Annotated in this window: 26 protein-coding genes and 2 tRNA genes; 11 read left to right on the forward strand and 17 right to left on the reverse strand. The window is 60.0% G+C overall.

What is annotated here, in order from left to right; genetic code table 11:
* Nucleotides 1-19: 19 nt before the first annotated feature.
* Entirely contained in the window at nt 20-343 is a 324-nt protein-coding gene (locus GM608_RS08680; protein ID WP_227431471.1) for a YggT family protein, read from the reverse strand.
* Nucleotides 344-483: 140 nt separating this feature from the next.
* On the opposite strand from GM608_RS08680, the gene GM608_RS08685 reads away from it, so the two are divergent.
* Nucleotides 484-559 (forward strand) — tRNA-Ala (locus tag GM608_RS08685).
* Between the two features lie 86 nt (nt 560-645).
* On the opposite strand, the gene GM608_RS08690 is transcribed toward GM608_RS08685, so the two are convergent.
* The 12 genes from GM608_RS08690 to GM608_RS08745 form a co-directional block, all read right to left on the reverse strand.
* Entirely contained in the window at nt 646-1,236 is a 591-nt protein-coding gene (locus GM608_RS08690; protein ID WP_333645388.1) for a PqiC family protein, read from the reverse strand.
* Nucleotides 1,233-2,189: an MlaD family protein gene (locus GM608_RS08695; protein WP_043559217.1), complete on the reverse strand. Its 957-nt coding sequence runs from the start codon at nt 2,187-2,189 to the stop codon at nt 1,233-1,235. Before GM608_RS08695 ends, GM608_RS08690 begins: the two co-directional genes overlap by 4 nt.
* Entirely contained in the window at nt 2,182-2,976 is a 795-nt protein-coding gene (locus GM608_RS08700; protein WP_373364560.1) for an ABC transporter ATP-binding protein, read from the reverse strand. The genes GM608_RS08695 and GM608_RS08700 overlap by 8 nt, the downstream gene beginning before the upstream one ends.
* A gap of 2 nt (nt 2,977-2,978) precedes the next feature.
* Nucleotides 2,979-4,142, reverse strand: coding sequence for an ABC transporter permease (locus GM608_RS08705; RefSeq protein WP_333645389.1), 1,164 nt, complete (start codon nt 4,140-4,142; stop codon nt 2,979-2,981).
* Nucleotides 4,143-4,302: 160 nt separating this feature from the next.
* A complete protein-coding gene (locus GM608_RS08710; protein ID WP_043559226.1) occupies nt 4,303-5,976 on the reverse strand; it encodes a glycosyltransferase family 39 protein in 1,674 nt (557 codons plus the stop codon).
* Between the two features lie 90 nt (nt 5,977-6,066).
* Nucleotides 6,067-6,801: a glycosyltransferase family 2 protein gene (locus GM608_RS08715; protein WP_408863047.1), complete on the reverse strand. Its 735-nt coding sequence runs from the start codon at nt 6,799-6,801 to the stop codon at nt 6,067-6,069.
* 21 nt (nt 6,802-6,822) lie between these two features.
* The gene (locus tag GM608_RS08720) at nt 6,823-7,323 is read right to left on the reverse strand and encodes a F0F1 ATP synthase subunit B (RefSeq protein WP_282799947.1); all 501 of its coding nucleotides are present in this window, start codon (nt 7,321-7,323) and stop codon (nt 6,823-6,825) included.
* A gap of 2 nt (nt 7,324-7,325) precedes the next feature.
* Nucleotides 7,326-7,898: a hypothetical protein gene (locus GM608_RS08725; RefSeq protein WP_081562459.1), complete on the reverse strand. Its 573-nt coding sequence runs from the start codon at nt 7,896-7,898 to the stop codon at nt 7,326-7,328.
* An 11-nt stretch (nt 7,899-7,909) separates the two neighbouring features.
* Nucleotides 7,910-8,137: an ATP synthase subunit C family protein gene (locus GM608_RS08730; RefSeq protein WP_018979931.1), complete on the reverse strand. Its 228-nt coding sequence runs from the start codon at nt 8,135-8,137 to the stop codon at nt 7,910-7,912.
* Nucleotides 8,138-8,191: 54 nt separating this feature from the next.
* Nucleotides 8,192-8,941 carry a F0F1 ATP synthase subunit A gene (locus GM608_RS08735; RefSeq protein ID WP_043559242.1) on the reverse strand — a complete coding sequence of 250 codons (750 nt, stop codon included), beginning with the start codon at nt 8,939-8,941 and terminating at the stop codon, nt 8,192-8,194.
* On the reverse strand, nt 8,919-9,278 hold the full coding sequence (locus tag GM608_RS08740) for an AtpZ/AtpI family protein (protein WP_043559245.1): 360 nt from the start codon (nt 9,276-9,278) through the stop codon (nt 8,919-8,921). Before GM608_RS08740 ends, GM608_RS08735 begins: the two co-directional genes overlap by 23 nt.
* Nucleotides 9,279-9,440: 162 nt before the next feature.
* Nucleotides 9,441-10,973, reverse strand: a complete 1,533-nt coding sequence (locus GM608_RS08745; protein ID WP_043559247.1) for a vitamin B12-dependent ribonucleotide reductase — start codon at nt 10,971-10,973, stop codon at nt 9,441-9,443.
* A gap of 228 nt (nt 10,974-11,201) precedes the next feature.
* Here GM608_RS08745 and mlaD point away from each other — a divergent pair, with 228 nt between their 5' ends.
* The 6 genes from mlaD to GM608_RS08775 all read left to right on the forward strand — a co-directional run bounded on the left by mlaD (nt 11,202) and on the right by GM608_RS08775 (nt 16,557).
* Entirely contained in the window at nt 11,202-11,777 is a 576-nt protein-coding gene (gene mlaD / locus GM608_RS08750; RefSeq protein WP_052349002.1) for an outer membrane lipid asymmetry maintenance protein MlaD, read from the forward strand.
* Nucleotides 11,774-12,022 carry a hypothetical protein gene (locus tag GM608_RS08755; protein WP_333645390.1) on the forward strand — a complete coding sequence of 83 codons (249 nt, stop codon included), beginning with the start codon at nt 11,774-11,776 and terminating at the stop codon, nt 12,020-12,022. The genes mlaD and GM608_RS08755 overlap by 4 nt, the downstream gene beginning before the upstream one ends.
* Entirely contained in the window at nt 12,019-12,675 is a 657-nt protein-coding gene (locus GM608_RS08760) for a DUF2155 domain-containing protein (RefSeq protein WP_333645391.1), read from the forward strand. Before GM608_RS08755 ends, GM608_RS08760 begins: the two co-directional genes overlap by 4 nt.
* A 33-nt stretch (nt 12,676-12,708) precedes the next feature.
* Nucleotides 12,709-13,242, forward strand: a complete 534-nt coding sequence (locus tag GM608_RS08765; RefSeq protein WP_043559250.1) for a disulfide bond formation protein B — start codon at nt 12,709-12,711, stop codon at nt 13,240-13,242.
* A 47-nt stretch (nt 13,243-13,289) separates the two neighbouring features.
* Nucleotides 13,290-15,320: an NAD(+) synthase gene (locus tag GM608_RS08770; RefSeq protein WP_333645392.1), complete on the forward strand. Its 2,031-nt coding sequence runs from the start codon at nt 13,290-13,292 to the stop codon at nt 15,318-15,320.
* A 391-nt stretch (nt 15,321-15,711) separates the two neighbouring features.
* Nucleotides 15,712-16,557, forward strand: coding sequence for a hypothetical protein (locus tag GM608_RS08775; RefSeq protein WP_052348986.1), 846 nt, complete (start codon nt 15,712-15,714; stop codon nt 16,555-16,557).
* A 121-nt stretch (nt 16,558-16,678) separates the two neighbouring features.
* On the opposite strand, the gene GM608_RS08780 is transcribed toward GM608_RS08775, so the two are convergent.
* From GM608_RS08780 to GM608_RS08795, 4 genes are all read right to left on the reverse strand, one after another.
* Nucleotides 16,679-16,753 (reverse strand) — tRNA-Gln (locus GM608_RS08780).
* Nucleotides 16,754-16,823: 70 nt separating this feature from the next.
* On the reverse strand, nt 16,824-17,489 hold the full coding sequence (locus GM608_RS08785; protein ID WP_086431623.1) for a TetR family transcriptional regulator: 666 nt from the start codon (nt 17,487-17,489) through the stop codon (nt 16,824-16,826).
* Nucleotides 17,490-17,554: 65 nt separating this feature from the next.
* The gene (gene proC, locus GM608_RS08790) at nt 17,555-18,367 is read right to left on the reverse strand and encodes a pyrroline-5-carboxylate reductase (protein WP_043559257.1); all 813 of its coding nucleotides are present in this window, start codon (nt 18,365-18,367) and stop codon (nt 17,555-17,557) included.
* Nucleotides 18,368-18,400: 33 nt separating this feature from the next.
* Nucleotides 18,401-18,685 carry an accessory factor UbiK family protein gene (locus GM608_RS08795; protein ID WP_086431625.1) on the reverse strand — a complete coding sequence of 95 codons (285 nt, stop codon included), beginning with the start codon at nt 18,683-18,685 and terminating at the stop codon, nt 18,401-18,403.
* 147 nt (nt 18,686-18,832) lie between these two features.
* Here GM608_RS08795 and rfaD point away from each other — a divergent pair, with 147 nt between their 5' ends.
* The 4 genes from rfaD to GM608_RS08815 all read left to right on the forward strand — a co-directional run bounded on the left by rfaD (nt 18,833) and on the right by GM608_RS08815 (nt 22,136).
* Entirely contained in the window at nt 18,833-19,813 is a 981-nt protein-coding gene (gene rfaD / locus GM608_RS08800; protein ID WP_081563337.1) for an ADP-glyceromanno-heptose 6-epimerase, read from the forward strand.
* Nucleotides 19,810-20,637, forward strand: coding sequence for a prolipoprotein diacylglyceryl transferase (gene lgt / locus GM608_RS08805; protein ID WP_192848653.1), 828 nt, complete (start codon nt 19,810-19,812; stop codon nt 20,635-20,637). Before rfaD ends, lgt begins: the two co-directional genes overlap by 4 nt.
* Complete coding sequence (pgeF, locus tag GM608_RS08810) at nt 20,634-21,416, forward strand: peptidoglycan editing factor PgeF (RefSeq protein ID WP_333645393.1); 783 nt, start codon at nt 20,634-20,636, stop codon at nt 21,414-21,416. Before lgt ends, pgeF begins: the two co-directional genes overlap by 4 nt.
* A gap of 105 nt (nt 21,417-21,521) precedes the next feature.
* On the forward strand, nt 21,522-22,136 hold the full coding sequence (locus GM608_RS08815) for a 50S ribosomal protein L25/general stress protein Ctc (RefSeq protein ID WP_043559269.1): 615 nt from the start codon (nt 21,522-21,524) through the stop codon (nt 22,134-22,136).
* Nucleotides 22,137-22,142 lie beyond the last annotated feature (6 nt).

Here is a 22,142-nt window from a genome sequence, read left to right on the forward strand (position 1 = left end):
AGGCGGGGGTTTTTTTGTTTCAGCCCTGTGGGAGGAAGAAGATTCTGAAAATGCTCTTCAGGATGAAGGGAATGCCATACTGAATGGCCAGGAGCAGGATGAGGGGGGAGAAGTCCATCATGCCTGTGTCTGGTAGAATATTGCGGATGGGTTGCAGAACGGGCTCCACAAGCCTTGCCAGTATCTCAAGAAGGCTACTCACGAAGCGGTTGGTCTGAGGGTTTATGACGCCAAAACCGATAGCCATGGAGGCAAGGCAGTAGGCAAGGATGATCCATGTATAAACATCCAACACCACCATGAGGAGATTGATGACCTGGAGATAGATGATGGCAGCATGCACAGGCGGATATCCTTCCTGATGGCGTGAGGAGATGCAGACCCACACATGTAACAATCTTCTGCATGGCTGGCGAGACCAATTGCTGGGCAGTCACGACTTGACAGTTCATGGCGTGCATGGTGTCTTGAACGGCAGATTGTGGGGCTATAGCTCAGTTGGGAGAGCGCCTCGTTCGCAATGAGGAGGCCAGGGGTTCGACTCCCCTTAGCTCCACCACGATTTTCCTGAAAAACAGTTTGGGATGGCATCGGGGAAGAGGGCTGGGACTGGTTCACTGTTTCAGTCCCGGGGGCCGTCTTGCTTTACGGTGTTGCTGGGATGGATCTGGAGATATGCTCCGCCAGCTGTATTACGAGTTTCCGCATCAGTGCGGCCGTATCGGCATCTGTCCTGACAGGCCCGTTGGCAGCGAGATGCGCAATGTTGCGGACCATCGGTTTGTGGCGATCATGCGGAACAATGGCCCAATGGGCGTTCAGTATGGCATGACCACTCACATCCACATCGAATTCGGAAATGGCAACCATGATCTGCATGTCGGCTGCCTGGGCCAAGGGCTGGTCCGTCACCAGGATGTCATGCTGGGAGGCAGCCACTTCGTTGGTGATCAGGTCCGTAATGCCAAGGGACAGGCGGGATGCCCAGCGGGAGTTGGGGCTGCGGCGGATTTCCTCCCCTTGACGGGTGATGATCTCCTGGCTGTCCAGATAGTCCGGCATGATGATCCGACTGATCTGCACGATGGTTGTTTGCGGAGACACCTGGAGGGATTTCGTATCGGTATGGACAGGAATGCCGAGCGTATAGATGTGCAGCTGGGGAGATGCACAGCCTGCAAGCAGGGTGCAGCTTCCCAGAAGGGCAAGAACAGTATGGCGTGATGGAAACATCATGGGTGGCGTCCCATAAGCAGAAGTTGCGGATTGCGTTCCACATCGTTGGCGAACCCACGGAGAGAGGAAGCCGTTGCGGCAATATCCCGCAGCGCAGCATCCAGATTGGCTCGGTCCACGGAACGGGCGGAGAGAATGTCCTGCAGGGCCTCCAGTGTGGCTGTGGCGGAGAGGAGTGTCCTGTGGATATCCTTTCCACGCATTTCAAGCTGGTTGGTACCTGTATCAAACAGTCGGTCCAGTTTTGCCAGTGACCCATCCAGCTGGGTATGCAGGTCCCTGATGGTGGCAGTAGCAACCTGCATGGTTTCCTGCGACTGGTCGGATGTTCTCTTCAGGCTGGCAATGAGGCCGGGCAGGTCCTGGCGCAGGCCCTCGCTCAGCTCCGTGACGGATAGCAGGGCGGAATCAGCATGCTGGCTGATATCCTTGATGGGAATCTGCTCCAGTGTGTTTTTCAGCTTCTCCATGGTGGAGAGCCGGACAGGAATCTCCGGCAGTTTTGTGATGCGGGGATGCAGCGTGGCGGGAACGGATTTGTCGAAGTCCAGTTCGATGTTGGATTGTCCCGTCACGAGGCTCTGCAGGTTCAGCCCGGCGCGCAGGCCATTGTCAATCATTGTCTGGAAATTGACCTGCTTGCCCCCCGCATCGTCCTGGACAACATGCATCTGCCCGGTCTCCAGAGTAATGATGACCGGGATATAGGCTTTGTGGTCCTGTGGGTCGAAATGCAGGGTGATGCTCTGGACGGATCCGACCTTCACACCACGGAAATTGACTGGGGCCCCGACAGACAGGCCAGCAATGGAGTTCTGGAACACCACGGCAACGTCCCGTGTTTTGGAGAAGAGGCGGAGATGCCCGAATGTCATGATGATGAACAGTAGCAGCACGCCCCCAAGGACGACAAAGATGCCGATCTGGGTTTTTCTGTTGGTGGTTTCAGACATGCTGTTCGGCCTTCTGTTCTGTCTGGGAAGGGATGGAAGCAGAGCGGTGCATGAAGGCCGTCACCTCCGGGAGGGTACAGCTGTCATGCAGGGCACGGGGTGAGCCACTGGCAATGGGCCTGTGCGTGACAGCATCCAGAAAGATGCCATCATCAGCAATGGTGAAAAGGCTGGGCAGTTCGTGGCTGACAATGACGATCGTAGCCCCAAGTCCGTCACGCAGGGTGAGGATGAGGTCATCCAGCCGGGCGGAGGTGATCGGGTCCAGCCCGGCGGAGGGTTCGTCAAAAAAGAGGATGTCCGGCTCCAGCGCAATGGCCCGGGCCAGTCCAGCCCGTTTTTTCATGCCGCCGGAAATCTCGTAGGGGAAGAGATCGATGGCATGCTCCATCCCCACCAGCCCCAGTTTCAGGCGGACGAGATGGTCTATGGCATCAGGCTTGAGGTCCGTGAACATCTCCAGCGGCAGGGCGACATTCTCGCCCACGGTCATGGAGCTCCACAGCGCACCACTCTGGAAGAGAACGCCATAACGGCGGTTGATGGCCGTGCGGTGGGCGTCATCCTGCTCCCAGTAATTCTCCCCACCCACCATGATGTGCCCTGCCGTGGGGCGCAGAAGACCGATCATGCTCCTCAGCAGGGTGCTTTTGCCGCAGCCGGAGCCCCCCATGACAGCAAAGATGGAGCCTTTTTTCAGGTCGAATGACACATTCTGCTGGATGATCTTGGGCCCGAAAGAGAGTTGCAGATCACGGACGGAAATGAGAGTTTCTCTATCAGACATCATCAGATTCCAGCGGCGTTGGCGAGGACGGCAAAAACGGCATCCAGAGCGATGACCCCGACAATCCCGATGACGACAGCCCGTGTGGCGGCAATGCCGACATCCGCAGCACTGCGGCCGGCTTTCAGGCCGATCCGGCAGGCAGCCAGAGCGATGAAGCCAGCAAAAAAGAGTGCCTTGATGAACCCGAAGGCAAACTGGCTCAGTTCCACGCCGTTGAAGGTGGAGAGCCAGTATCCGGTGGGAGAAATGTCCATCATGGTCATGGAGACGACAAAACCGCCGAAAATCGAGACCAGCGTGCCATAGAGATACAGCAGCGGCATCATGAGGATCAGCGAGAGAATGGAGGGGAGCAGGATATAGCCCGCCACGGAGATGCCAGTCACCTGAAGAGCGTCAATCTCTTCATTGCCCTGCATGGTGGAGATGCGGGCTGCATAGGCTCCGCCCGTACGTCCGGCCATGATGATGGCTGTCATGATGGCGGAGATTTCACGGGCGGAGGCAATGCCCACCAGATTGGTCACATAGATTTCAGCTGCGAATTTGCGTAATTCCAGCAGCCCCACGAAGGCCAGGATGGCCCCGATCAGAAAATTGACAATGCTGACGATGAGCAGTGCCGAGGGGCCAGCATTCCAGACATCCACAAGCAGGTCCTTGAGACGCATGGAGTTTTTGCCACGCAACGTCCCGACAGCTCCCCGCATGACTTCCAGCAGCAGGGCGCTGGATGTGGCTGTCTCATGCAGGATGTCCAGCGTCTTTCCGCCAACACGGGCAAAGAAGCTTTCCCGGTCCTGCTGGTGGGGGGCGGGTTGTTCCACTTTTTCTGGCAGAAGAGCCAGAAGGCGCTGGGCGGAAGACGGCAGGGCGTGATCATCAAATGTCAGGGAGGCCTGGCAGGCGGCCTGCTTGACGGTCCACAGGAACATGATGAAGCAGGAATCCCAGCTGCCCAGTCCGTCCGGGTTGATGGACAATGTCTTCCCGCTCCCTGGGTGGGAGGAGGTGAGAGCAGTTGCCGGGAACTGCACCACATCATCCTGCAGGGCCTTCCAGTCCCCCCGGATGGTCAGGGACAGCCCGTTGGCCGTATCGTCAATGGACCATGAAGGCGGGGTGCTGTCTTTGGTGGGGGAGGGAATAGCCTGTTGTGTCATGAGGAGACGGTATGCCCTGCCACAGGCACGGGGGAAGTGAAATTCTGCAACATGGCCCTGCCCACAAAATATTCTGTCCGTTCATTCTATGTCAGTTTTTTAATGAAAGCGAGCCGCTTCTCTTCAGGGCTGCCATCAGGTCAAGGCATGAGTTTCCTTTTCAGCGGGTGGGTTTTTCACTGCTGGCATAGAGCCGCAGATGAAGCCTGTGACCGTTGGAGTAATTCAGTCCGTCAAACTGGTCATACAGAATGCTCTCCGTGCCAAGGCGGGCCAGTTCCTGCTGGAAGGCTGGGTCATCCTTCCTGTCCAGGAGAGCCAGATCGCAGCGTGCGTGGTCATGCAGTTCATGGGCTGCTTGCGATGGTGGCAGCAGTCTGGCCCGGCCCCCGGTAAGGAAGACAAGGCTGGGTTCCCTGTAGGAGGGGGAAATCAGGGCGCTGTCGGGACAGGGGCGGAGCTCCCGGAAGCTCTCGGCAATGCGGGGAGCAAGCTGGATGCTGGTCAGATGGGGAATGACGCAGAGGAAGATGCCCGTTTCGGTCAGCAGGGCGGCACCCATGGCGCAGAGTGCCCCGCCGGACCAGTTCTGTTTCCAGATGAGCCGGAGGCCTGCCAGAAGGAGTGGCAGGCTGCCCAGGGCAGGTATGAGCGCATCCGCAAAGAGGTGGCCTTCCATCCTGTAGAGCAGGACTGGCCCGGCCAGGCAGAAGAGGAGTCCGGCCAATCCCCAGGCGAGGGCGTAGAGGGACACCCCCAGTTTCGTCCAGAGAGAACGTAGCGGTACGAGGGGCCAGACCGTCAGGCTGGCAGCCACCAGAATGGCAATGGCCGGGTAGGTTGGCAGGACATAATGAGGGAGCTTGGTGGCCAGACACTCAAAGATGAGCCAGTGTGGGATGATCCAGCAGAGAAGAAACAGGGTCTCTGGTTTGGCACGTCGCTGCCAGAGGGCTGGGAGAGAGCGTATGGCTGCCAGAGCCCCTGGCCAGAAAGCGAGCAGGAACAGGAGGAGATAATAGCCGGGGGGGAAGCCGTGTGTTTCCTGCGGGTGGGCAATTTTGCCAAGCAGATTGTGGCCTACGGCACGGCGGAAGAACTCACCATGACTGACCAGAGCAATGCCAAGACACCAGGGAAGGACGATGAGTACGCTGAGCAGCCAGCCCCACCCGGCCCGCAACTGTCGGATGAGTGCCGTACTGCGCAGACAGATGGAGAGTGAGATCAGGGTGCCCAGGGCGGGGATGAGAACAATGGGGCCTTTCAGCATCATCCCTACCCCGAGAGCGCTCCAGTAGAGGATGCTGGAACGGCATGGTGTCGTTCTGCCCTTCTGCATGTCGGTGAAATGGCAGAGCAGCAGGGCCTGAAGGCACAGAATATCCAGCAGCAGGGTGCTGTCGATGGTGGCCATCCGGCTCTCTGCGGCAAATAGCGGTGCCACCATGAGCAGGCCTGCCGCCAGCAGGCCTGTAGAAAATCCGAACAGACGGGTTCCGATCCAGGCTGTCAGGAGGATGCTGCAGATTGATGCCAGAAGGCTGGGGATACGGTAGGGCCAGCTTTCATGGCGTAGTGTTTCATCCTGTGTGATGATCTCGGAGGCCTTTACCGCTCCGGCTTCCAGCCAGTAGATGCCTGCTGGTTGCAGATAGCGGGGTTGGTCCTGGAAGCGTATGTCCAGGAAATTGCCGGAAGAGAGCATCTGGGCTGTGGCCTGCATGTAGCGTGGTTCATCCCTGTCCAGCGGGGGCAGGCTCATGCGCCCCGGCAAGGCAGCCAGAAACGCCAGAACGGCAAGCAGAGCGTAATGACGGAATTTTGGAGGCATGAAAACTCCGGTTCGCACTGGATGAACGGGCATGATGCCCGGATCGTCAGAAGGGTCGTCCGGTGCCGGGCGGGGAGAGAGGCTGCTGTCTTACAGTTCGTTCAGTGGTGGTGGCCGACGGGTGCGGTTCTGTAGCCAGAGAACCCCCAGCATGTCACGCACCCCCACGAGAGCCCGGTGCAGATTGGTATATTTGGAATGGCCATGAAGCCTGGCCCTGTGTCGTGTCTCGATGCAGATGAGGGGGGCGCCGTAGCTTTTCATCAAGGCGGGGATGAAACGGTGCAGCCCTTCAAACTGGGGCAGGGAGAGGAACAGGTCGCGTGGGAAGAGCTTGAGCGGCCCACCCGTATCAGGGCAGTCATCCTTGAGCAGATGCTGGCGCAGACCATTGGCGAAACGGGTGGCAAACCTGCGGGAGAGCCTGTCCTGACGCTTGCGGCGGACGCCAACAACCAGAGGGCCGACAGCCCCTTCACCATGGTCCCATGCGGCTTCGACCATTGTTTTGATGAATGCAGGGTCGTCCTGTCCGTCTCCATCCATTGTGGCGATCCATGGGGCACGGGCGGCCCTGATGGCCGTGCGCAGGGCCGTAGATTTACCCAGACAGGAGGGATGGGACAGAATACGCAACCCGGGCAGGATAGTGCTGCGGGCTTCCTGCAATTTCTGGAGGGTGTCGTCCGTACTGCCATCATCCACGAAGATGATCTCTGCCGGTGGCAGGCTCTCAAGAGCCGTGCGGATTTCTGCACAGACGGGAAGGATATTCTCGCCCTCATTGAGGACGGTAATCACGACAGCCAGCAAGGGACTGGTCATCTCACTGGCTGTCATGATGTCTTACGCAGCTTTGTCACCAAAGGCTTGCGGGAGTGCTTTCAGGCCATCATTGATGAGCCTGTTGGCAAGGTCGGGGTCTTCAGCCAGCTTTTTACCAAGAACGTCCTTTGTAGCTGCCAGGGCCAAGGCGGCCGCCTCACGGCGGATGTCGCGCAGGGCGATTTTTTCGGCAGCTTCAATACGCTCACGGGCCATTTTTTCGTGGCGGGCAACAATCTCTGCCGCATCACTTTCGGCCTGGGCACGCAGCTGCTGGGCCTCAGCATTGGACTTGGCAATCAGTGCCTGAGCCTCTTCCTGAGCCTGCTTGTGGTCACGTCTGGAATCTTCGAGCATCTGCTCGGCCTCACGGCGGAGACGTGTGGCCTCATCCAGATTTTTGCGGACCTCATCAGCCCGGTCATCCAGCTTGGATGTGACAATAGCCCATATCTTGCGACCGAAGATGACGAAGAACAGGACAAAAGCAAGTGCTGTCCAGAAGCGGGGTTCATGAAACATGCTTAGCTCCTCGCAGCATGGGCGTGTTCAACAGCAGCGGCAATGGCCTGCTGGTCGGCTGTGCCAACAAGGCGCTCTGTCAGAACCGTAGCAGTGCTGGATGCGATCTCATTGATGCTGCCCAGCGCATTGCTGCGGGATAGAGCAATCTGCGCTTCAGCCTTCTTGATCTCTGCTTCCAGGCGGGCTGCTGTTTCTTCTGCCTGAACCCGGATTTTCTCCTTGGCCGTATCGCGGATGCCCTGGATGGTGGCGCGGGCCTCTTCCATGGCTTTCTCGCGGGCCTCGCAGAGTTCCTTCTGGGCCTGGTCGGCATCCTTGCGGGCGCGGCGGGCAACGTCCAGATCGTTCCGGACGCGGACTTCACGGGCCTTGATCACATCCGCCACCTTAGGCAGGGCGGAACGGCTCAGAAGCAGGTAGAAGACGATGAAAATGATGGCACCCCAGACCACCTGCCCCTGCAACAGGGGATCCTTGAAGTGGAGCTGGGGCATGCCTTCCGCCACGGCCCGGCCCGGTAAGGCCGCAAGGGGGGCGGCGGCAGACAGGAGGAAACGAGGCGTAAGGCGCATGGGTCCTGCCCTCAGACGAAGAGAATAAGGAAGGCAATCAGCAGGGCGAAGAGGGCAATGGCCTCCGTCAGGGCGAAGCCAAGCATGCCCAGACCGAACACATGCGGGCGGGAAGCCGGGTTGCGGGCGATGGAGTTCACCAGGGCGGCAAAGATGTTGCCGATACCAGCACCGACACCGGCGAGAGCAATCACGGCAAGACCAGCACCAATCTCACGGGCGGGATGAAGAAGATCCATGGTTCAGGTTCCTTTAAGACAGGGCGAAGGAAAACACGTGGAGGTATCGGTCACTCAGTGATCGACAGCCTCACGCAGGTAAATGCAGGTAAGGATGGCAAAGACATAGGCCTGTAGCAGCCCTACCAGCAGCTCAAGTGCCGTCAGTGCGATGTTGAGCACAAGCGGAGTGACAGCCAGCACATCGCCGACAACTCCGAGACCGGCAAGCATGATCGTGAAACTTGCGAAGACTTCCAGCAGCACATGCCCGGCCACCATGTTGGCAAACAGACGGATGGACAGGCTGATGGGGCGGGAGATGTAGGAAAGAATCTCGATGGGGATCAGGATGGGGCACAGGGCCACCGGAGCCCCCTCCGGCATGAAATGTTTCAGGAAGGCAATGCCCTGGAACCGCAGCGAGGTCAGGATGCAGAGAATGAATACCGTGATCGCCAGGGCGAAGGTCACGGCGATGTGGCTGGTAAATGTATAGGAGAATGGCAGCAGACCGATATAGTTGCCGGCCAGGATGAAGAAAAACAGGGCAAAGACGAAGGGAAAGAAGGCCGTGCCCTTCTCACCGATGGTATCGACAGCCAAGCCGTGCACGAACTCGTAACTGACCTCCGCCGCAGCCTGGAGACGACCGGGCACAACAGCCTTCGGCTTCATGCCGAGATAGAGGAACGCCAGCACGACAGCCACACTGATGACCATGTACAGCGGGGCCTGGGAGAGGCACAGGGCCTCACCAAAAGAACCAAAAATCGGATGCAGCTCAAACTGCCCGAGCGCGTCAATCGTCGATCCGCTGGCCACGCTGGCTTCTCCCGTTTTTCTGCGTCCCACTTTCGGGGACATCCATCACATTCACAACACGCCAGACATTCCGCAGGCCGGCTCCCATGCCAAGCATGGCGAACACAATTATAAACACAGGCCTGTATCCTGTCCATCGGTCAAGCTCATAGCCAATGCCCAGACCAACAGCAATACCGGCAATCATGTCACTGGCGATGCGGAAGGCCATGCCGAGGGAGGACTGTTCTGAGAGGGCTGACGGCTTCGCTTTCCCGGTCCGGGGAGCCACCTTCTGCTCCAGCCGGGCGAGACGGTCATCGAACGGCTCACGTCTGGCTGTATCGTGATCGATCATGTGCGATCCCCCATAACTCCCCGCCGTATCTGGCGGGGCAGCGCTCCGTTCCTTTCGTGGCGTAGCGCCATCGGAAAGGAAGCCCGTGCTGGACAGGTCTAGCTAGACAGGCTGTTCCGTCACTGTCAATGATTTCCCGCCCTGCATTTCTGGCATGGCGCCTCAGCCGACGAGGCGCAGCTTCCTGTTCCGGGGGCGGGAGGATGGACCGTCCTGCTCCGGCCCAAAGGGCAGCATGGGGGCTTCATGCTGTTTTTCGCCGGACTCGGCAGGGGCATCAGGCATGCGCTGGCCCAGATAGGCCTCCGAAAGGGCGCGGAAGGCATAATCCAGCATGGATGTCGCATAGCTGGCCATTTCGTCCCCTTCCACCGTGCCGCAGGCTCCGAAGCGGGAATAGGCGAACTGCTCGACAAACACCTCCAGCGGCACGCCGAACTGGAGGCCGATGCTGACGGCCTGGCTGAAACATTCCATCAGCCCACGGGCCATGGGGCTTTCCCGAGGAGGGGTGAGGGACAGGGATGCCAGACTGCCATCTTCAAATTCACCGGTCCGCATGAAGAGACGGTGCCCGCCAATGGAGGTCCGCTGGCTGAAGCCCCCCTGACGCATGGGCAGGGGACGACGGACGCCACGGCCCAGCTTCTCCTTGAGGTCGTCCGTTTCCGGCTCGGGCAGGGCTGGCAGATGGTCGCAGAAGGGCAGGACAGCGTCATGCATCAGGGCGTGGGCCTTGGCACCAGCTGGCTGGAGGGGTGTTTGTCCGTCCAGTGTCAGGGCGAGGGCGGCTTCCGGTGAGAGGCCCTTGTGGGCCAGACGCTCCAGAGTGGAAGGACGCAGCCCACCCTGACTGTTGACCAGCGAGAAAATTGGGCCGAGCCCGCAGGATTCCACATCCAGCAGGGCATCGACCGGCCCGGGGGAGGAGAACCCGGTCTCGATCGTGGCAAGGCCGGACAGGGACTGTGTGGCGGCGCTGATGGCAATGCTGGCCTGCTCCAGGTCTGGTGCCTGCGGGCAGGAGAAGGCTTTTTCCGGCGTTGCAGTACCGGCGTGGGCAACAAGCCGTGTGAAACGGGTGATGGCTGTGGCAATGGCCCGGCCTTCGTCACTGTCATAATCCAGCCCGAGGCCCGCCAGGCAGGCGTCCAGGTCTGTCAGCAGGACAATGCCGGCGGGACCGTCACTGTCGCCACGGGGGGCAGGGTCATCAAAAAGCGGAAGGTCGCCGCTGCGGTAGGGGCGCCGTGCGGCATCCAGCCGACGCAGGCTGTCGCAGGCCAGCTTCAGGCAGGCTGCGAAATGTTCCGTGGCGAAAATGCCATCCTGCACGAAACCGGAAAGCCGGATGATGAAGCCGGGCTGCCCGTCCGGCTCATTGCGCCAGAGAGCCGCGTTGGGTGCCATCTGCTGCATCAGCAGCAGGCAGGACAGGCCACGGCCGACCGGCGGAGCATCCTGTGGGCTGTGTGGCAGGTGGGGGGTGGTGTCGATCATCTCCACCCAGCGGGCGGATTCACTGGCAAGGCGGACAGGCCCACCTTCTGCCGGGGCCAGCTGGACAAGCGCCTGGGCGGCGTCATCACTCCAGACAGAAGGAAGGGTGACCGCACGCAGGGCTGTGCTGTCGGGGTCGATGCTCGTCTGAAGCGTTCTCATGTGAACGCCATTCCAGTGAAGATGCGCTTTCATGCTGACGAGTCTAGTACTGAAGGGGGAATGATGAAACCATGACCACAGGGGGAAAACGGGCATAAGCGGGCAGAAAAATGGGGATATGGGGGATAACTGCCAGCCTTGGGAGGAAAAAGAAAAAATGGCGTCCATCATGCAGGATGTTGGACGTGAAGGGCTGAGTCCGCTAGAGCGGTACGGCGTGACTGCATGATGGGTCAACAATGCTTGAATGAGGATGTGTTCATGGCTTCGGACAATGCCGGATATATCGCAGCAAGGCGGGCTGGCCGGGAGCGGATGGAATTGCTGGTCGGGCTGGTGGCCGCTGCTGCACTGGTGGTGCTTGTCGTGCTGGCTCTTGTCGGGCGGCAGCATCCGCAGGACAGTGGCTATCCCCTTCATGCGGCCTTTGGCCATGTTGACGGGCTGAGTGTGGGCTCGGATGTCCGGCTGGCAGGCGTAACTGTCGGGCATGTGCGGAGCATGCAGGTGGACCCACACACCTTCCAGGCCAATGTCGTTTTTTCCGTTGCTTCTGACATACACCTGCCAGTGGATAGCGGGGCCATCATCACGTCGGATTCCCTTCTTGGCGGGAAATATGTGGCGCTGACGCCGGGTGGCGATACGGCCATGCTGGCGCCTGACGGGACCATTGGTGAAACGCAGGGGGCCATCAGCCTTGAGCAGCTGCTGAGCAAGTTCATTTTTTCGGTCACGGACTCCCTTCAGAAGAAGGCTGCTCCGGCAGCGCAGCCGGCCGCCGCTTCTGCGGCCGTTCCGGAGCCGGCGCCTGGTGCAGGGCAGACATCACCGTGAGCCACGCCTCTGATGAGCAGACCTGGCTGGACAGGGAGGGGCAGCCCATAAGCTGCACGGGAAAGCTGCGTGTCCTGCGGGACAATGAAGTGGAACTGAGGCAGGTGCTGAGCGATGCCTGCGCCGATGCTTTGCTCATGGAGGTCGGGCCTGTCTTTCTGCGGCACCGCATGGAGCGGCTTCTGGCCGATGTGATGGTGGAAAGTGGTGTCGTCGAGGTGGTGGAAAAGGAAGGTGCGGAGTGAGGATCAGGAAGACAGTTCTGGCCCTGTCCTGTCTGGCGGGGCTGCTGGCCGCGGTGCCGGAGAACCTGCGGGCGGAAGGAGTCCGGGGCGTGGCCGCTCCGGCTGTTTATCCGGCCACGGCGTGGCAGGGGCGCAATGGAGCCGTGCTGCGGATCATGCGGCGCCTGGATTCCCATGTGGAACTCGTGCCGCTGCATGTGGGGGATGATGCTGTTTATGGGCCTCTGTCCCTCCGGCTGGAGCGGTGCCTTCAGAGGCCGGATGGTCTCCCGGCGCAGACGGCCATCCTGCTGAAGATTGAAGAGAAACAGGAATCCGGCAGTCCGCCCTTCGAGGGATGGATGTTCACGGACGATCCGGCCCTGGGAGCGTATGCAGGTGCCCTGTATGATGTGCAGGTCGTGTCCTGTGATGGGGACAGGGTAGACCCCATGGTTGGGCCGTTGCCAGCGCCTGTGCAGCCGCAGCTGCCCATGGCCATTGCCCCGCATGTGGAGGCGGATGAAGGACGGGGGCCGACCGTGCTGGCACCGCCTTCTTCTGGTGGTAGTGGTGGGCAGGGAGCTGCCCCATCCGGGCCGACATCACTGTTGCCACCGGCGGCTCCATTGCTACCGCCGCAACCGGCGCAGGGTGTGGGCACCCAGCATTGAGGCTGGATGGATGAGACTGGGAGGATGAGGGGAATGCTGTTTACTGACAAGCGGCAGATCAGGGCCGTCTGGCATATTGGTGGGCTGTATGTCCTGGCCGCCCTGCTCGTGTTCCTGATCGTTTTCGTGGCGGAAACATTCCTGCACATGGTGCCGTGTGAGCTGTGCCTTTGGGAGCGGGGACCTTGGCGCGTGCTGCTGGGGCTGGGTGTGCTGGCTCTGGTCCTGTCCCCCCGTTATGCCCGCTGGGCGGCCGTGGCCGGGCTGGTCTGCCTGGCGGTCAGCGTCGGTCTGGGGGTTCTTCATGTCGGGGTGGAGCATGGGTTGTGGCCGAGCCCTGCGGCGGAATGTCACGTTGGCCTTGTGGAAGGGCATGATTTTGCGGACTGGATGGCCCATCTTCCTGCACGGCCCACGAAACCCTGTGACCTGCCAGATTATCCTTTCGGTCTGCCTGTTTCCATGACAACGCTTTCCGCCCTGTATGCCGTGCTGGTCTTTGGTCTGGCTGTCATGGAGACGCACCGTCTGTTCCGTTTTGTGCGGAATGGTCGGCTGGATGTGTGAGCCGTCAGGCTGAGAGGAGTCTCCAACGGGAGGAAGCCGCCATGACCATGGCTGATTTTCTGTGTCTTTACCGGCAGGGCTTTGCCCGTGTTGCGGCCTGTACCACGCCCATCACTCTGGGCGACCCCCGGCAGAATGGGAGGATCGTGCAGGAGTGGCTGGAGCGCTGCCATGAGCAGGGTGTTGCCGTGGCGGTTTTCCCGGAGCTGGGGCTGACAGGCTATACGCTGGAGGACCTTTTCTTCCAGCAGGTGGTGCTGGATGGGGCGCTGGAAGCTCTGCTGGCTCTGGTTGAGGCGACGGCAGGATGCATGACGGTTGGCATCGTTGGTCTGCCCGTTCGGCGGGGAGATGCCCTGTACAACTGTGCGGCCATTTTCCACCGGGGACGGATTCTCGGCATTGTCCCCAAAACGATGCTGCCCCGGTACCGGGAGTTTTATGAACCCCGGCATTTCACCAGTGGTCAGGGCTGCTCCGGAACCATCATGCTGGGAGGGCGTGCCGTGCCATTTGGGACGGACATCCTGTTTGAAGCAGAGGATGTTTCCGGTCTGGTGCTGGGGGTGGAAATATGTGAGGACCTTTGGGCTCCCCAGCCTCCCAGCGGAGCCCTGGCTGTGGCCGGGGCCACGGTGCTGGCCAATCTTTCAGCCTCGCCGGTGACGGTTGGACGGGCAGAGCACAGAACCCTGCTCTGCCGGGCACAGTCCATGCGGACCGTCAGCGCCTATCTTTATGCAGCAGCCAGCGAGGGCGAATCCACGACTGATCTGGCCTGGGATGGCCAGCTTCTCATCCATGAGGCCGGGGACTGCCTGGCCCGGTCGGAGCGTTTCCTCCGGCAGGGTGCCATGATCATGGCGGATATCGATCTCGACAGGTTGCGGCAGGAACGGCTTCAGATGGGCTATTTCGTCCCGGCCGATGATGATGGCCTCCGTCATGTCCGTTTCACTCTGGCACCGGAGGTGAAGGACCGTGGGCTGATGAGGGATGTGCCCCGTTTTCCTTTCGTGCCCTCCCGCCCGGAGCAGTGCGAGCAGGATTGCCGGGAAGCGTGGAACATTCAGGTTCAGGCGCTGTGCCAGCGGCTGAAGGCAGCTCATGCCCGGACCATGGTCATTGGCGTGTCGGGCGGACTGGACAGTGCTTTGGCCCTTCTGGTGGCGGTCAAGGCGGCGGATTGCCTTGGCTGGGAGCGGAGCCGCATTCTGGCCAGAACCATGCCGGGCTTTGCGACGGGCAGTGCATCCCTTGCCATGGCCCATGGGTTGATGGAGAGCCTTGGTGTCAGCGCCGGGGAGCTGGACATCCGCCCCACGGCGAAAGCCATGCTGGTGGCCATCGACCATCCCTATGGGCGTGGGGAGCCTGTCCATGATGTGACCTTTGAGAATGTGCAGGCAGGTTTGCGGACGGATTTCCTTTTCCGTCTGGCCAACCATCATCAGGGGCTGGTGATCGGTACGGGAGACATGTCCGAGCTGGCGCTGGGCTGGTGCACCTATGGCGTCGGAGACCAGATGGCGCATTACAATGTCAATGCCGGGTTGCCAAAGACACTCATCCAGCATGTCATACGCTGGGCCGTGGGGCATGATGGGAGCTTTTCGGCATCGGTCCGTACTGTTCTGGAGAAGATTGTCTCGGCAGAGATTTCACCGGAGCTGGTGCCCGATCAGGGGCAGGGGGTGCAGAGTACCCAACAGATGATAGGCCCGTATCCCTTGCAGGATTTCACTCTCTATCATGTGCTGCGGTATGGCTTCCCGCCTGAAAAGATAGCGTTTCTCCAGTTTCATGCATGGCGGGATGCGGGAAGGGGCGATTGGCCCCTGAACTATCCGCAGCAGGACCGGGTCGCCTATGACCTGCCGGCCATCATTCACTGGATGCGCCTGTTCATGCGGCGTTTTTTTGCAACCAGCCAGTTCAAGAGGTCGGCCATGCCCAATGGGCCGAAAGTGGTGGCTGGGGGAAGTCTTTCCCCCCGTGGGGACTGGCGGGCGCCATCTGATGGGACAGCCACGCTCTGGCTGGCTGCTCTGGAGCGGCTCGAGTCCCGGTTGCAGTAAGGCGGGCTGTTCCGCAAATCCAGATTCGTAGTCTCGGCAGTCGATGGACGCCTTCCATGCGATTCTCATGGAAGGCGTCGTGCGGTTTGCACCTGATGGGCGATTTGTTTAATCAAAAATAAATAAATCTGTTGTAATTCAGAAGCCAGATGTTTACTACTTATGAGTGAAAAGAGAGTCCTTGTCAGGCAGCTCCTGAATTCGTGCTGAAGCGTAGGGTTTTGAGGGGGGTGTCACAGATATTCCTCAATTTAGACCCGAGGAGGCCATGAAAAATGTTGACCCTCAGAGCTCAAGGGGGAGGTGAGAAGGGCCGGTCGTTCCGTTTGTGGCGGCAGTTCTTCCTGTTGGCCCAGTTGAGTGTGACAACGCTGCATTGAGGTGAAGTTTCGTGGCTATTGTAACCGTCCCGGGAGGGCAGCAGCATCAGTATCCTGTAAGCATCCCCACGCAGGGGGCAGAGGACCTGAACAGACTGTTTTCAACCTCCTTTGCATCTCTGGTGTCTTCTTCAGGCTCTGGTGATGGCACGCCGCTGGCCCCGTCTGATGTCGTGGGTAATGGTTCAATTGATTTCCGCATGGGGAATGATGCGACCAGTCTGCCGCAGGCAACTGTGCTGGGTGGTCAGGATACTATCTCCGCTGCCGGGGATGGGACGCGGCTTTCCCTTGGTGGAACGCTGAGCTTCCTTGGTGGTGTGGGGTCCGGTACCCACTCTGTTGGTAACAATGCGACCATCTTCGGGACGGCCAATAGTGTCTATCACTATGCCCGCCAGGGAAGTGCTGGTCAGAGCGTCTTCAAGACGGATCATCAGAGTGATGCCCTGCATCCGGACAACATCCTGTTTGATGCATCCAAGTCCCATCAGTCTCTTCAGGCTTTTGCCGGAATTGGTGATACCATCAAGGGTGGTACGGCGTCCGACACGATCACCGTGCACAATACGGTCAGTGGTGGCACTGATGCCGGTGCTACGTTGAGTGGTGGCAGCGGGTCTGCCAATCTCTTCCAGTTCCTGAACAACAAGGGCGGTCATTACACGATTACCGACTTTGGCAAGGCTGCGGGCAACAAGGTTGGCCTCAAGGCGACGGACGAGCAGATCGGCCAGATGCTTGAGCATCAGACCGTCAAGGGTGGCAACACGACCATCGAGCTGCCGAATGATCAGGGCCAGATCACCTTCCTTGATCAGAACCAGCTTCACCCGAAGGACTTCCAGAAGTTCTGATGGGGTGTCTGCCCTTTCGTCAGGGAGGGCAGACAGCATCTGAGTGCAGCTACGGATGAAACGCCGTTTCCGAAGAGGGAGCGGCGTTTTTTTTATGCTCTGATTTTCAGGGATGAAATACTGGCTGGGGCGGGAGGATTCGAACCTCCGCATGGCGGAATCAAAATCCGCTGCCTTACCGCTTGGCTACGCCCCAACGCAGACCCTTCTCTTATCCCGAACGGCCAGAAGGGTAAAGAGAGGGCCGCCATTTTTTGTAGGAGGGATCAGTCCAACACGTTGTTGTTACGGTTTTCCTCAGGGGCAACATGGTCGGGCAGTCCACCCTCTTCTGCAACCATGTCAGCCTGCCCAGAGGCGGAAGATTCCTTCAACAGGCCCATCCGTTCGGCACGGGCGAGCGTGCTGTCCAACACCTGCATCGTATCGGCAAGGTCTGGGGTTGAGTCTTTCTCCCAGCGTGCCAGCGTTCTGGACCATATGGCCAGCAGGCTGTTGAGGCGGATCATGCCACCAAAGCCGTGACGGTCCAGTGCTGCGGCATCAGCGACCCAGCGCAGGCTTTCCATCGTGGTTCCGGCGAGAAGCGCTGCCAGGGCAGGGTCTCGGGGGAGGGTGTGCATGATGGCGCAGATGCCGGAGCGGTAATCCTGCATGGCATCAAAACGCCGCATGAGCAGATCAAACAGCCGTTCACGAACAGTCGCACCGTAACTTTCCCCGCAGAGTGCGGCATCATCAATCTGGCTGTTCAGCCGGATCAGAATCATGGACTTGAACGGGAAACGCTGCCGGACCTGCTGGAGGGGCAGCCCCGCTTCACGTGAAGCATCAACAAGAGAGACACGCTGCCAGCCATGGCTCTGGGCGAGCTGGAGGGTGGCCTCAATCATGGTCCTGTCGAAAAGCGGGTCGTGATGGTCAAGAGTCATGATGGTTTTCCCTGTCCGTGCGGCTATGGTGATGCAGGCAGAGTGGTGTCTGCCTGCATCCGATGTCAGTCATCCAGCTCACGGGACCGTTTGATGGCGGCTTCGGCTGCCAGCGGGATCAGGCGGGGCCAGTTTTCTTCAGCCATGAAGACATTCAGGGCTGCGGCCGTTGTCCCGTTGGGGCTGGTGACGTTCCTGCGCAGGGTTTCGGCATCGTCCGGCAGTTCATGCAGCATCTTGCCCACACCGTAGATCATGCTGCGGACCAGCGTACGGGCGGCCTGTTGTTCCAGCCCCAGGTCCTGCCCTGCTTTTTCCAGCAGTTCGGCCAGCAGGAAGACATAGGCGGGAGCAGAGCCGGCAATGGCGATGACAGACCGCAGGTCTTCCTCATGTGGAACGGGGACGACCGTACCAACCTGCTCCATCAGGCGGATGGCCAGCTCTTTCTGTTCCCTGCTGACATGCGGTGAGGCGTATAGCCCCGTGCTGCCTGCTCCAACGCTGGAAGGTGTGTTGGGCATGGTGCGGATGATGGGCATGTCCGCCCGGCCACACCATTCAGCCAGTTTTTCACAGTTCTTGCCTGCCATGACGGACAGCAGGGCGGCCTTGTCCATGCGGGCACCGAGGCTCTGTCGCAGGGCTTTGAGCACGGTTTCCGCACCGGCTGGTTTGACAGCCAGGACGATGATGTCCGGTGTCACGTCCGTAGTGATTTCTTCCGGTGTACGGAAGACGGTGCTGCCTGCCGGGGCGTCCTGGAGCTTCCTGTCCAGGATGAAGAGGCGTGGCGGGTTCGGGCTGTTGACCCAGCCCCGCATGAGGGCGCCGCCCATTTTGCCGCAACCGACGAGAAGAAGGGTGGGAGCTGTCATGATGGGAAGTCTCCGTTCATGTCCTGTGAAAAATCAGTGCTGTGAGGGTGGGGCTGTCAGGGCCTGTTCCAGCTCGTCCAGTCGTGCTTCGAGCTCCCTGAGGCGCTGTTCGGTCCGTTCCTGCTCGGCCCGGGCGCGGCTGGCCATTTCCTGCACGGCCTCGAATTCGTCCCGGCGGACAAGGTTGAGGGAGAACAGCATCTCGTTGATCTGGCTGCGGATCAGCGTATGGACCTCCTCCCGCAGGCCGGATGCGGCAGAAAACGCCGTTCCGGCAAGGCCGGTCAGATCATCGAGGAAACGGGGGCGAGAGACCATGGTGCTACTCCTGGACATTCAGCATTGAAAACGGACCGTCTTTTCCGCCACGACTCTTTCAGAACAGGAAGCCGGTCTGTCAACCGTCATCCCTGTTTCTGCGTTCTTTCTGTTGGAAGCCGCATCTGGCCAGACTATACAGGAAGAATGATTATCGTCACCGGCGGAGCCGGATTTATTGGTTCATGCGTGCAGCAGGCCCTGTTCCGGCAGGGGCGGCGGACTGTCATTGTGGATTATCTGCATGATCAGGGGAAGTGGCACAATCTTGCCAGCCATCCTCCCCACCAGATCATTCCCCCCCATGAACTTTCCGCTTTTCTGGCAACGGTGAGAGGGGTGGAGGCCGTCATCCACCTGGGGGCCATCAGTGAAACGACGGCCCGGGATGGAGACCTGGTCTGGCAGAGCAATGTCACCCTGTCCCAGCAGCTCTGGCGGTGGTGTGTGGAGCATGAGGTGCCGTTCCTTTATGCTTCTTCGGCAGCAACCTATGGGGCGGCAGACCGGCCAGAGCTGTTTGCAGACGGGTTGGACAGCATCGAGGGATTGCAGCCGCTCAATCTTTATGGCTGGTCCAAACAGGCGTTCGACCTCTGGGTGAAGCGGACGGTAGAGGCTGGGGAACCGACCCCACCACAATGGGCCGGTCTGAAGTTCTTCAATGTTTATGGCCCTAATGAGTATCACAAGGGGCGGATGATTTCGGTCATCAAGGTAAAATATGATGAGTTGATGGCCGGTAATCCCATCCGTCTGTTCCAGTCCGACCGGACGGATATTGCGGATGGGCAGCAGAAGCGTGATTTCATCTGGATCGGGGACGTGGTGAATGTCCTGCTCTGGCTGTTGGAACACCCTGCCGTCAGCGGGCTGTTCAATTGCGGGACAGGACAGGCCTGTACATACGAGGCTCTGGCCCGGGCTGTCTGTGCTGCGGCGGGACGGGCAGCAGAGATCGATTATGTTCCGATGCCAGAGAGCCTGAGGGGGCAGTACCAGTCCTTCACGCAGGCTGACATGAGGGCACTGCGGGCGGCTGGATATACGGCTCCTTTCACAACACCGGAGGACGGGATCAGCCATTACATCAAGGGGTATCTGGCATCAGGAAGGCCGTATCTGTGACACATCCGCTTATCTTCCCGGGGCTGGACCCCGTTGCTTTCCAGATCGGGCCGCTGGTGGTGCGCTGGTATGCTCTGGCTTATATTCTGGCTTTCATCATTGCCCTGCCCCTGGCCCGCAGGCTGGTCCAGCTTGGGCCGAAGGTGGCAACGAAGGTAGCCGTGGATGATTTCCTTGCCTATGCGGTGCTGGGTGTGCTGCTGGGGGGGCGGCTGGGTTATGTCCTGTTCTACCGGCCGCTTTTCTTTCTGTCCCATCCTCTGGAAATCTTCGCCACATGGAAGGGCGGCATGTCCTTTCATGGGGGAGCGGCAGGGGTCATCATTGCACTGGCCCTGTTCACATGGCGGCGGGGCCTGAACTTTCTGGCCTTTGCAGACCGGATCGTCGTGGTGGTGCCCATCGGGCTGGCTCTGGGGCGGTGTGCCAATTTCATCAACGGGGAACTCTGGGGACGGCCAGTGGCGAGTGCCGTGCCGTGGGCCATGATCTTTCCCGCTGTCGGGCCGGAGCCACGGCATCCGTCCGAACTTTATGAAGCCCTGACGGAGGGTGTCCTGCTGCTGGTCGTGATGCTGCTGGCTGTCAGCCGCCCAGCCTTGCGGGCACGGGCCGGGTTCCTGTCCGGGCTGTTCCTGTTTGGCTATGCCTGTGCCCGGGCCTTCTGTGAGCTGTTCCGCCAGCCGGATGACAATATCGGCTTTCTGGCTGGGGGAATCACGATGGGGCAGCTCCTGTGCCTGCCCATGGCACTGGCCGGGATTGGCCTGATGGCTCATGCCTTCAGCCGTCCCGCCCGGCAGACGGACTGGATTGCAGAATGACACAGCCTGTCTTCTTACGGTCGCCGCTTCTGCCTGTCCGGCATGGCTTCTTTACCCGGGAGGGGGGCGTGTCTGTGGCTCCCCATGATACCCTCAATGGCGGGTTGGGGACGCAGGACCGGCTGGACAACGTGCAGGAGAACAGGCGGCGGATGGCGGCTGTCGTGGGTGTGGAGCTGGAGCAGTTTGCTGCGCTCCGGCAGGTTCACGGAGCGGATGTGCATGTGCTGCGCCAGGTTGATGAGGTCTGGTCTCATACGCAGGGCCACGAGGCCCTTCCGGCGGGTGATGCGCTGGTGACGGACTGCCCGGAGCTTGCTCTGGGCGTAGCCACGGCGGATTGTGCCCCTGTGCTGCTGTCGTCGGACGATGGGCGGATTGTTGGTGCAGCCCATGCAGGTTGGCGTGGAGCTGTGGGAGGTGTGCTGGAAGAGACAGTCCGGCAGATGCGCCTGCTGGGGGCGGAGGGACTCCGTGCCGTGGTGGGGCCCTGCATCGGCCCTGTCTCCTATGAAGTGGGTGAGGACATGCGCCGGGCCGTTCTGGAACGGCACCCGGAGGGCGAGCGGTTTTTCAGCCAGGCAGCAAGAGCTGGGCATCATCAGTTTGATCTGCCCGCTTTCTGCCTGTTCCGTCTGGCAGAAGAGGGCGTGCAGGCAGAATGGACAGGCCATGATACGCTGGCGGAGGAGCGTTTTTTCAGCCATCGCCGGGCAACAGTGCATGGTGACGGGCGGACGGGCCGCCAGATTGCTGTCATCCGTGCGGGGCTGGACTGATAAAAAAATTGTCTTTTTTGCTTTTTTCCGCTAGGGCGGGGCAACCATCCGGCACCCCTGGAGGCCGGTTGGGCATGACAATTTCAGAACGCAGGAGCGTATAACGTGGCGAAAGTAACGACACTGGAGATCTCCCAGCGCGCCAAAGCAGGTAAGGGGGCAGCGCGCGCAACACGTCGTGAGGGCATGGTCCCGGGCGTGGTGTACGGTGGCAAGAAGGAGCCGGCTCTGGTCTCCATCGACCCCCGCATCATCATGAAAGAGCTGCACCGTGGTGCCTGGCAGTCCCGCCTGTACCAGTTCAGCATCGGTGGTGAGCAGGTCCATGCCCTGATCCGTGACATCCAGTTCCATCCGGTGTCCGATGCGCCGATCCATATCGACTTCCTGCGTCTGGTTCCTGGCCAGAGCGTGCATGTTCAGGTGGGCATCACCTTCACGGGTGAAGATGAGGCTCCGGGCATCAAGCGTGGCGGCGTGCTGAACATTGCCCGTCACTCCGTTGACGTGGAAGTTCCGGTCGAGAACATCCCTGAGCACTTCACGGTTGACCTCAGCAAGCTGGACATCAACGACAACGTGCGTTGGGACGACCTCCAGGGGACGGAGCACTCCACACCGACCCTGCATATCCCCAACTTCGTGATTGCCTCCATCGCTCCGCCGACGGTTGACGAGGAGCCGGAAGAGGCTTCTGAGGAAGCAGCTGAAGCCAAGTAAGGGGTA

Source organism: Bombella sp. ESL0380 (assembly GCF_009725805.1).
Classification (GTDB): Bacteria; Pseudomonadota; Alphaproteobacteria; order Acetobacterales; family Acetobacteraceae; genus Bombella; species Bombella apis.

Bases quoted from the DNA above. Each gene is read 5' to 3' on its own strand.
- GM608_RS08795 (WP_086431625.1), bottom strand. From the start codon at position 18,685: ATGGTCTCTCGCCCCCGTTTCCTCGATGATCTGACCGGCCTTGCCGGA.
- pgeF (WP_333645393.1), top strand. From the start codon at position 20,634: ATGACACAGCCTGTCTTCTTACGGTCGCCGCTTCTGCCTGTCCGGCAT.
- GM608_RS08715 (WP_408863047.1), bottom strand. From the start codon at position 6,801: ATGACCAGTCCCTTGCTGGCTGTCGTGATTACCGTCCTCAATGAGGGC.
- GM608_RS08740 (WP_043559245.1), bottom strand. From the start codon at position 9,278: ATGATCGATCACGATACAGCCAGACGTGAGCCGTTCGATGACCGTCTC.
- GM608_RS08725 (WP_081562459.1), bottom strand. From the start codon at position 7,898: ATGCGCCTTACGCCTCGTTTCCTCCTGTCTGCCGCCGCCCCCCTTGCG.
- GM608_RS08695 (WP_043559217.1), bottom strand. From the start codon at position 2,189: ATGTCTGAAACCACCAACAGAAAAACCCAGATCGGCATCTTTGTCGTC.
- GM608_RS08785 (WP_086431623.1), bottom strand. From the start codon at position 17,489: ATGACTCTTGACCATCACGACCCGCTTTTCGACAGGACCATGATTGAG.
- GM608_RS08730 (WP_018979931.1), bottom strand. From the start codon at position 8,137: ATGGATCTTCTTCATCCCGCCCGTGAGATTGGTGCTGGTCTTGCCGTG.
- GM608_RS08765 (WP_043559250.1), top strand. From the start codon at position 12,709: ATGCTGTTTACTGACAAGCGGCAGATCAGGGCCGTCTGGCATATTGGT.
- GM608_RS08710 (WP_043559226.1), bottom strand. From the start codon at position 5,976: ATGCCTCCAAAATTCCGTCATTACGCTCTGCTTGCCGTTCTGGCGTTT.
- GM608_RS08705 (WP_333645389.1), bottom strand. From the start codon at position 4,142: ATGACACAACAGGCTATTCCCTCCCCCACCAAAGACAGCACCCCGCCT.
- GM608_RS08745 (WP_043559247.1), bottom strand. From the start codon at position 10,973: ATGAAAGCGCATCTTCACTGGAATGGCGTTCACATGAGAACGCTTCAG.
- proC (WP_043559257.1), bottom strand. From the start codon at position 18,367: ATGACAGCTCCCACCCTTCTTCTCGTCGGTTGCGGCAAAATGGGCGGC.
- rfaD (WP_081563337.1), top strand. From the start codon at position 18,833: ATGATTATCGTCACCGGCGGAGCCGGATTTATTGGTTCATGCGTGCAG.
- GM608_RS08770 (WP_333645392.1), top strand. From the start codon at position 13,290: ATGGCTGATTTTCTGTGTCTTTACCGGCAGGGCTTTGCCCGTGTTGCG.
- GM608_RS08720 (WP_282799947.1), bottom strand. From the start codon at position 7,323: ATGTTTCATGAACCCCGCTTCTGGACAGCACTTGCTTTTGTCCTGTTC.
- mlaD (WP_052349002.1), top strand. From the start codon at position 11,202: ATGGCTTCGGACAATGCCGGATATATCGCAGCAAGGCGGGCTGGCCGG.
- GM608_RS08700 (WP_373364560.1), bottom strand. From the start codon at position 2,976: ATGTCTGATAGAGAAACTCTCATTTCCGTCCGTGATCTGCAACTCTCT.
- GM608_RS08690 (WP_333645388.1), bottom strand. From the start codon at position 1,236: ATGATGTTTCCATCACGCCATACTGTTCTTGCCCTTCTGGGAAGCTGC.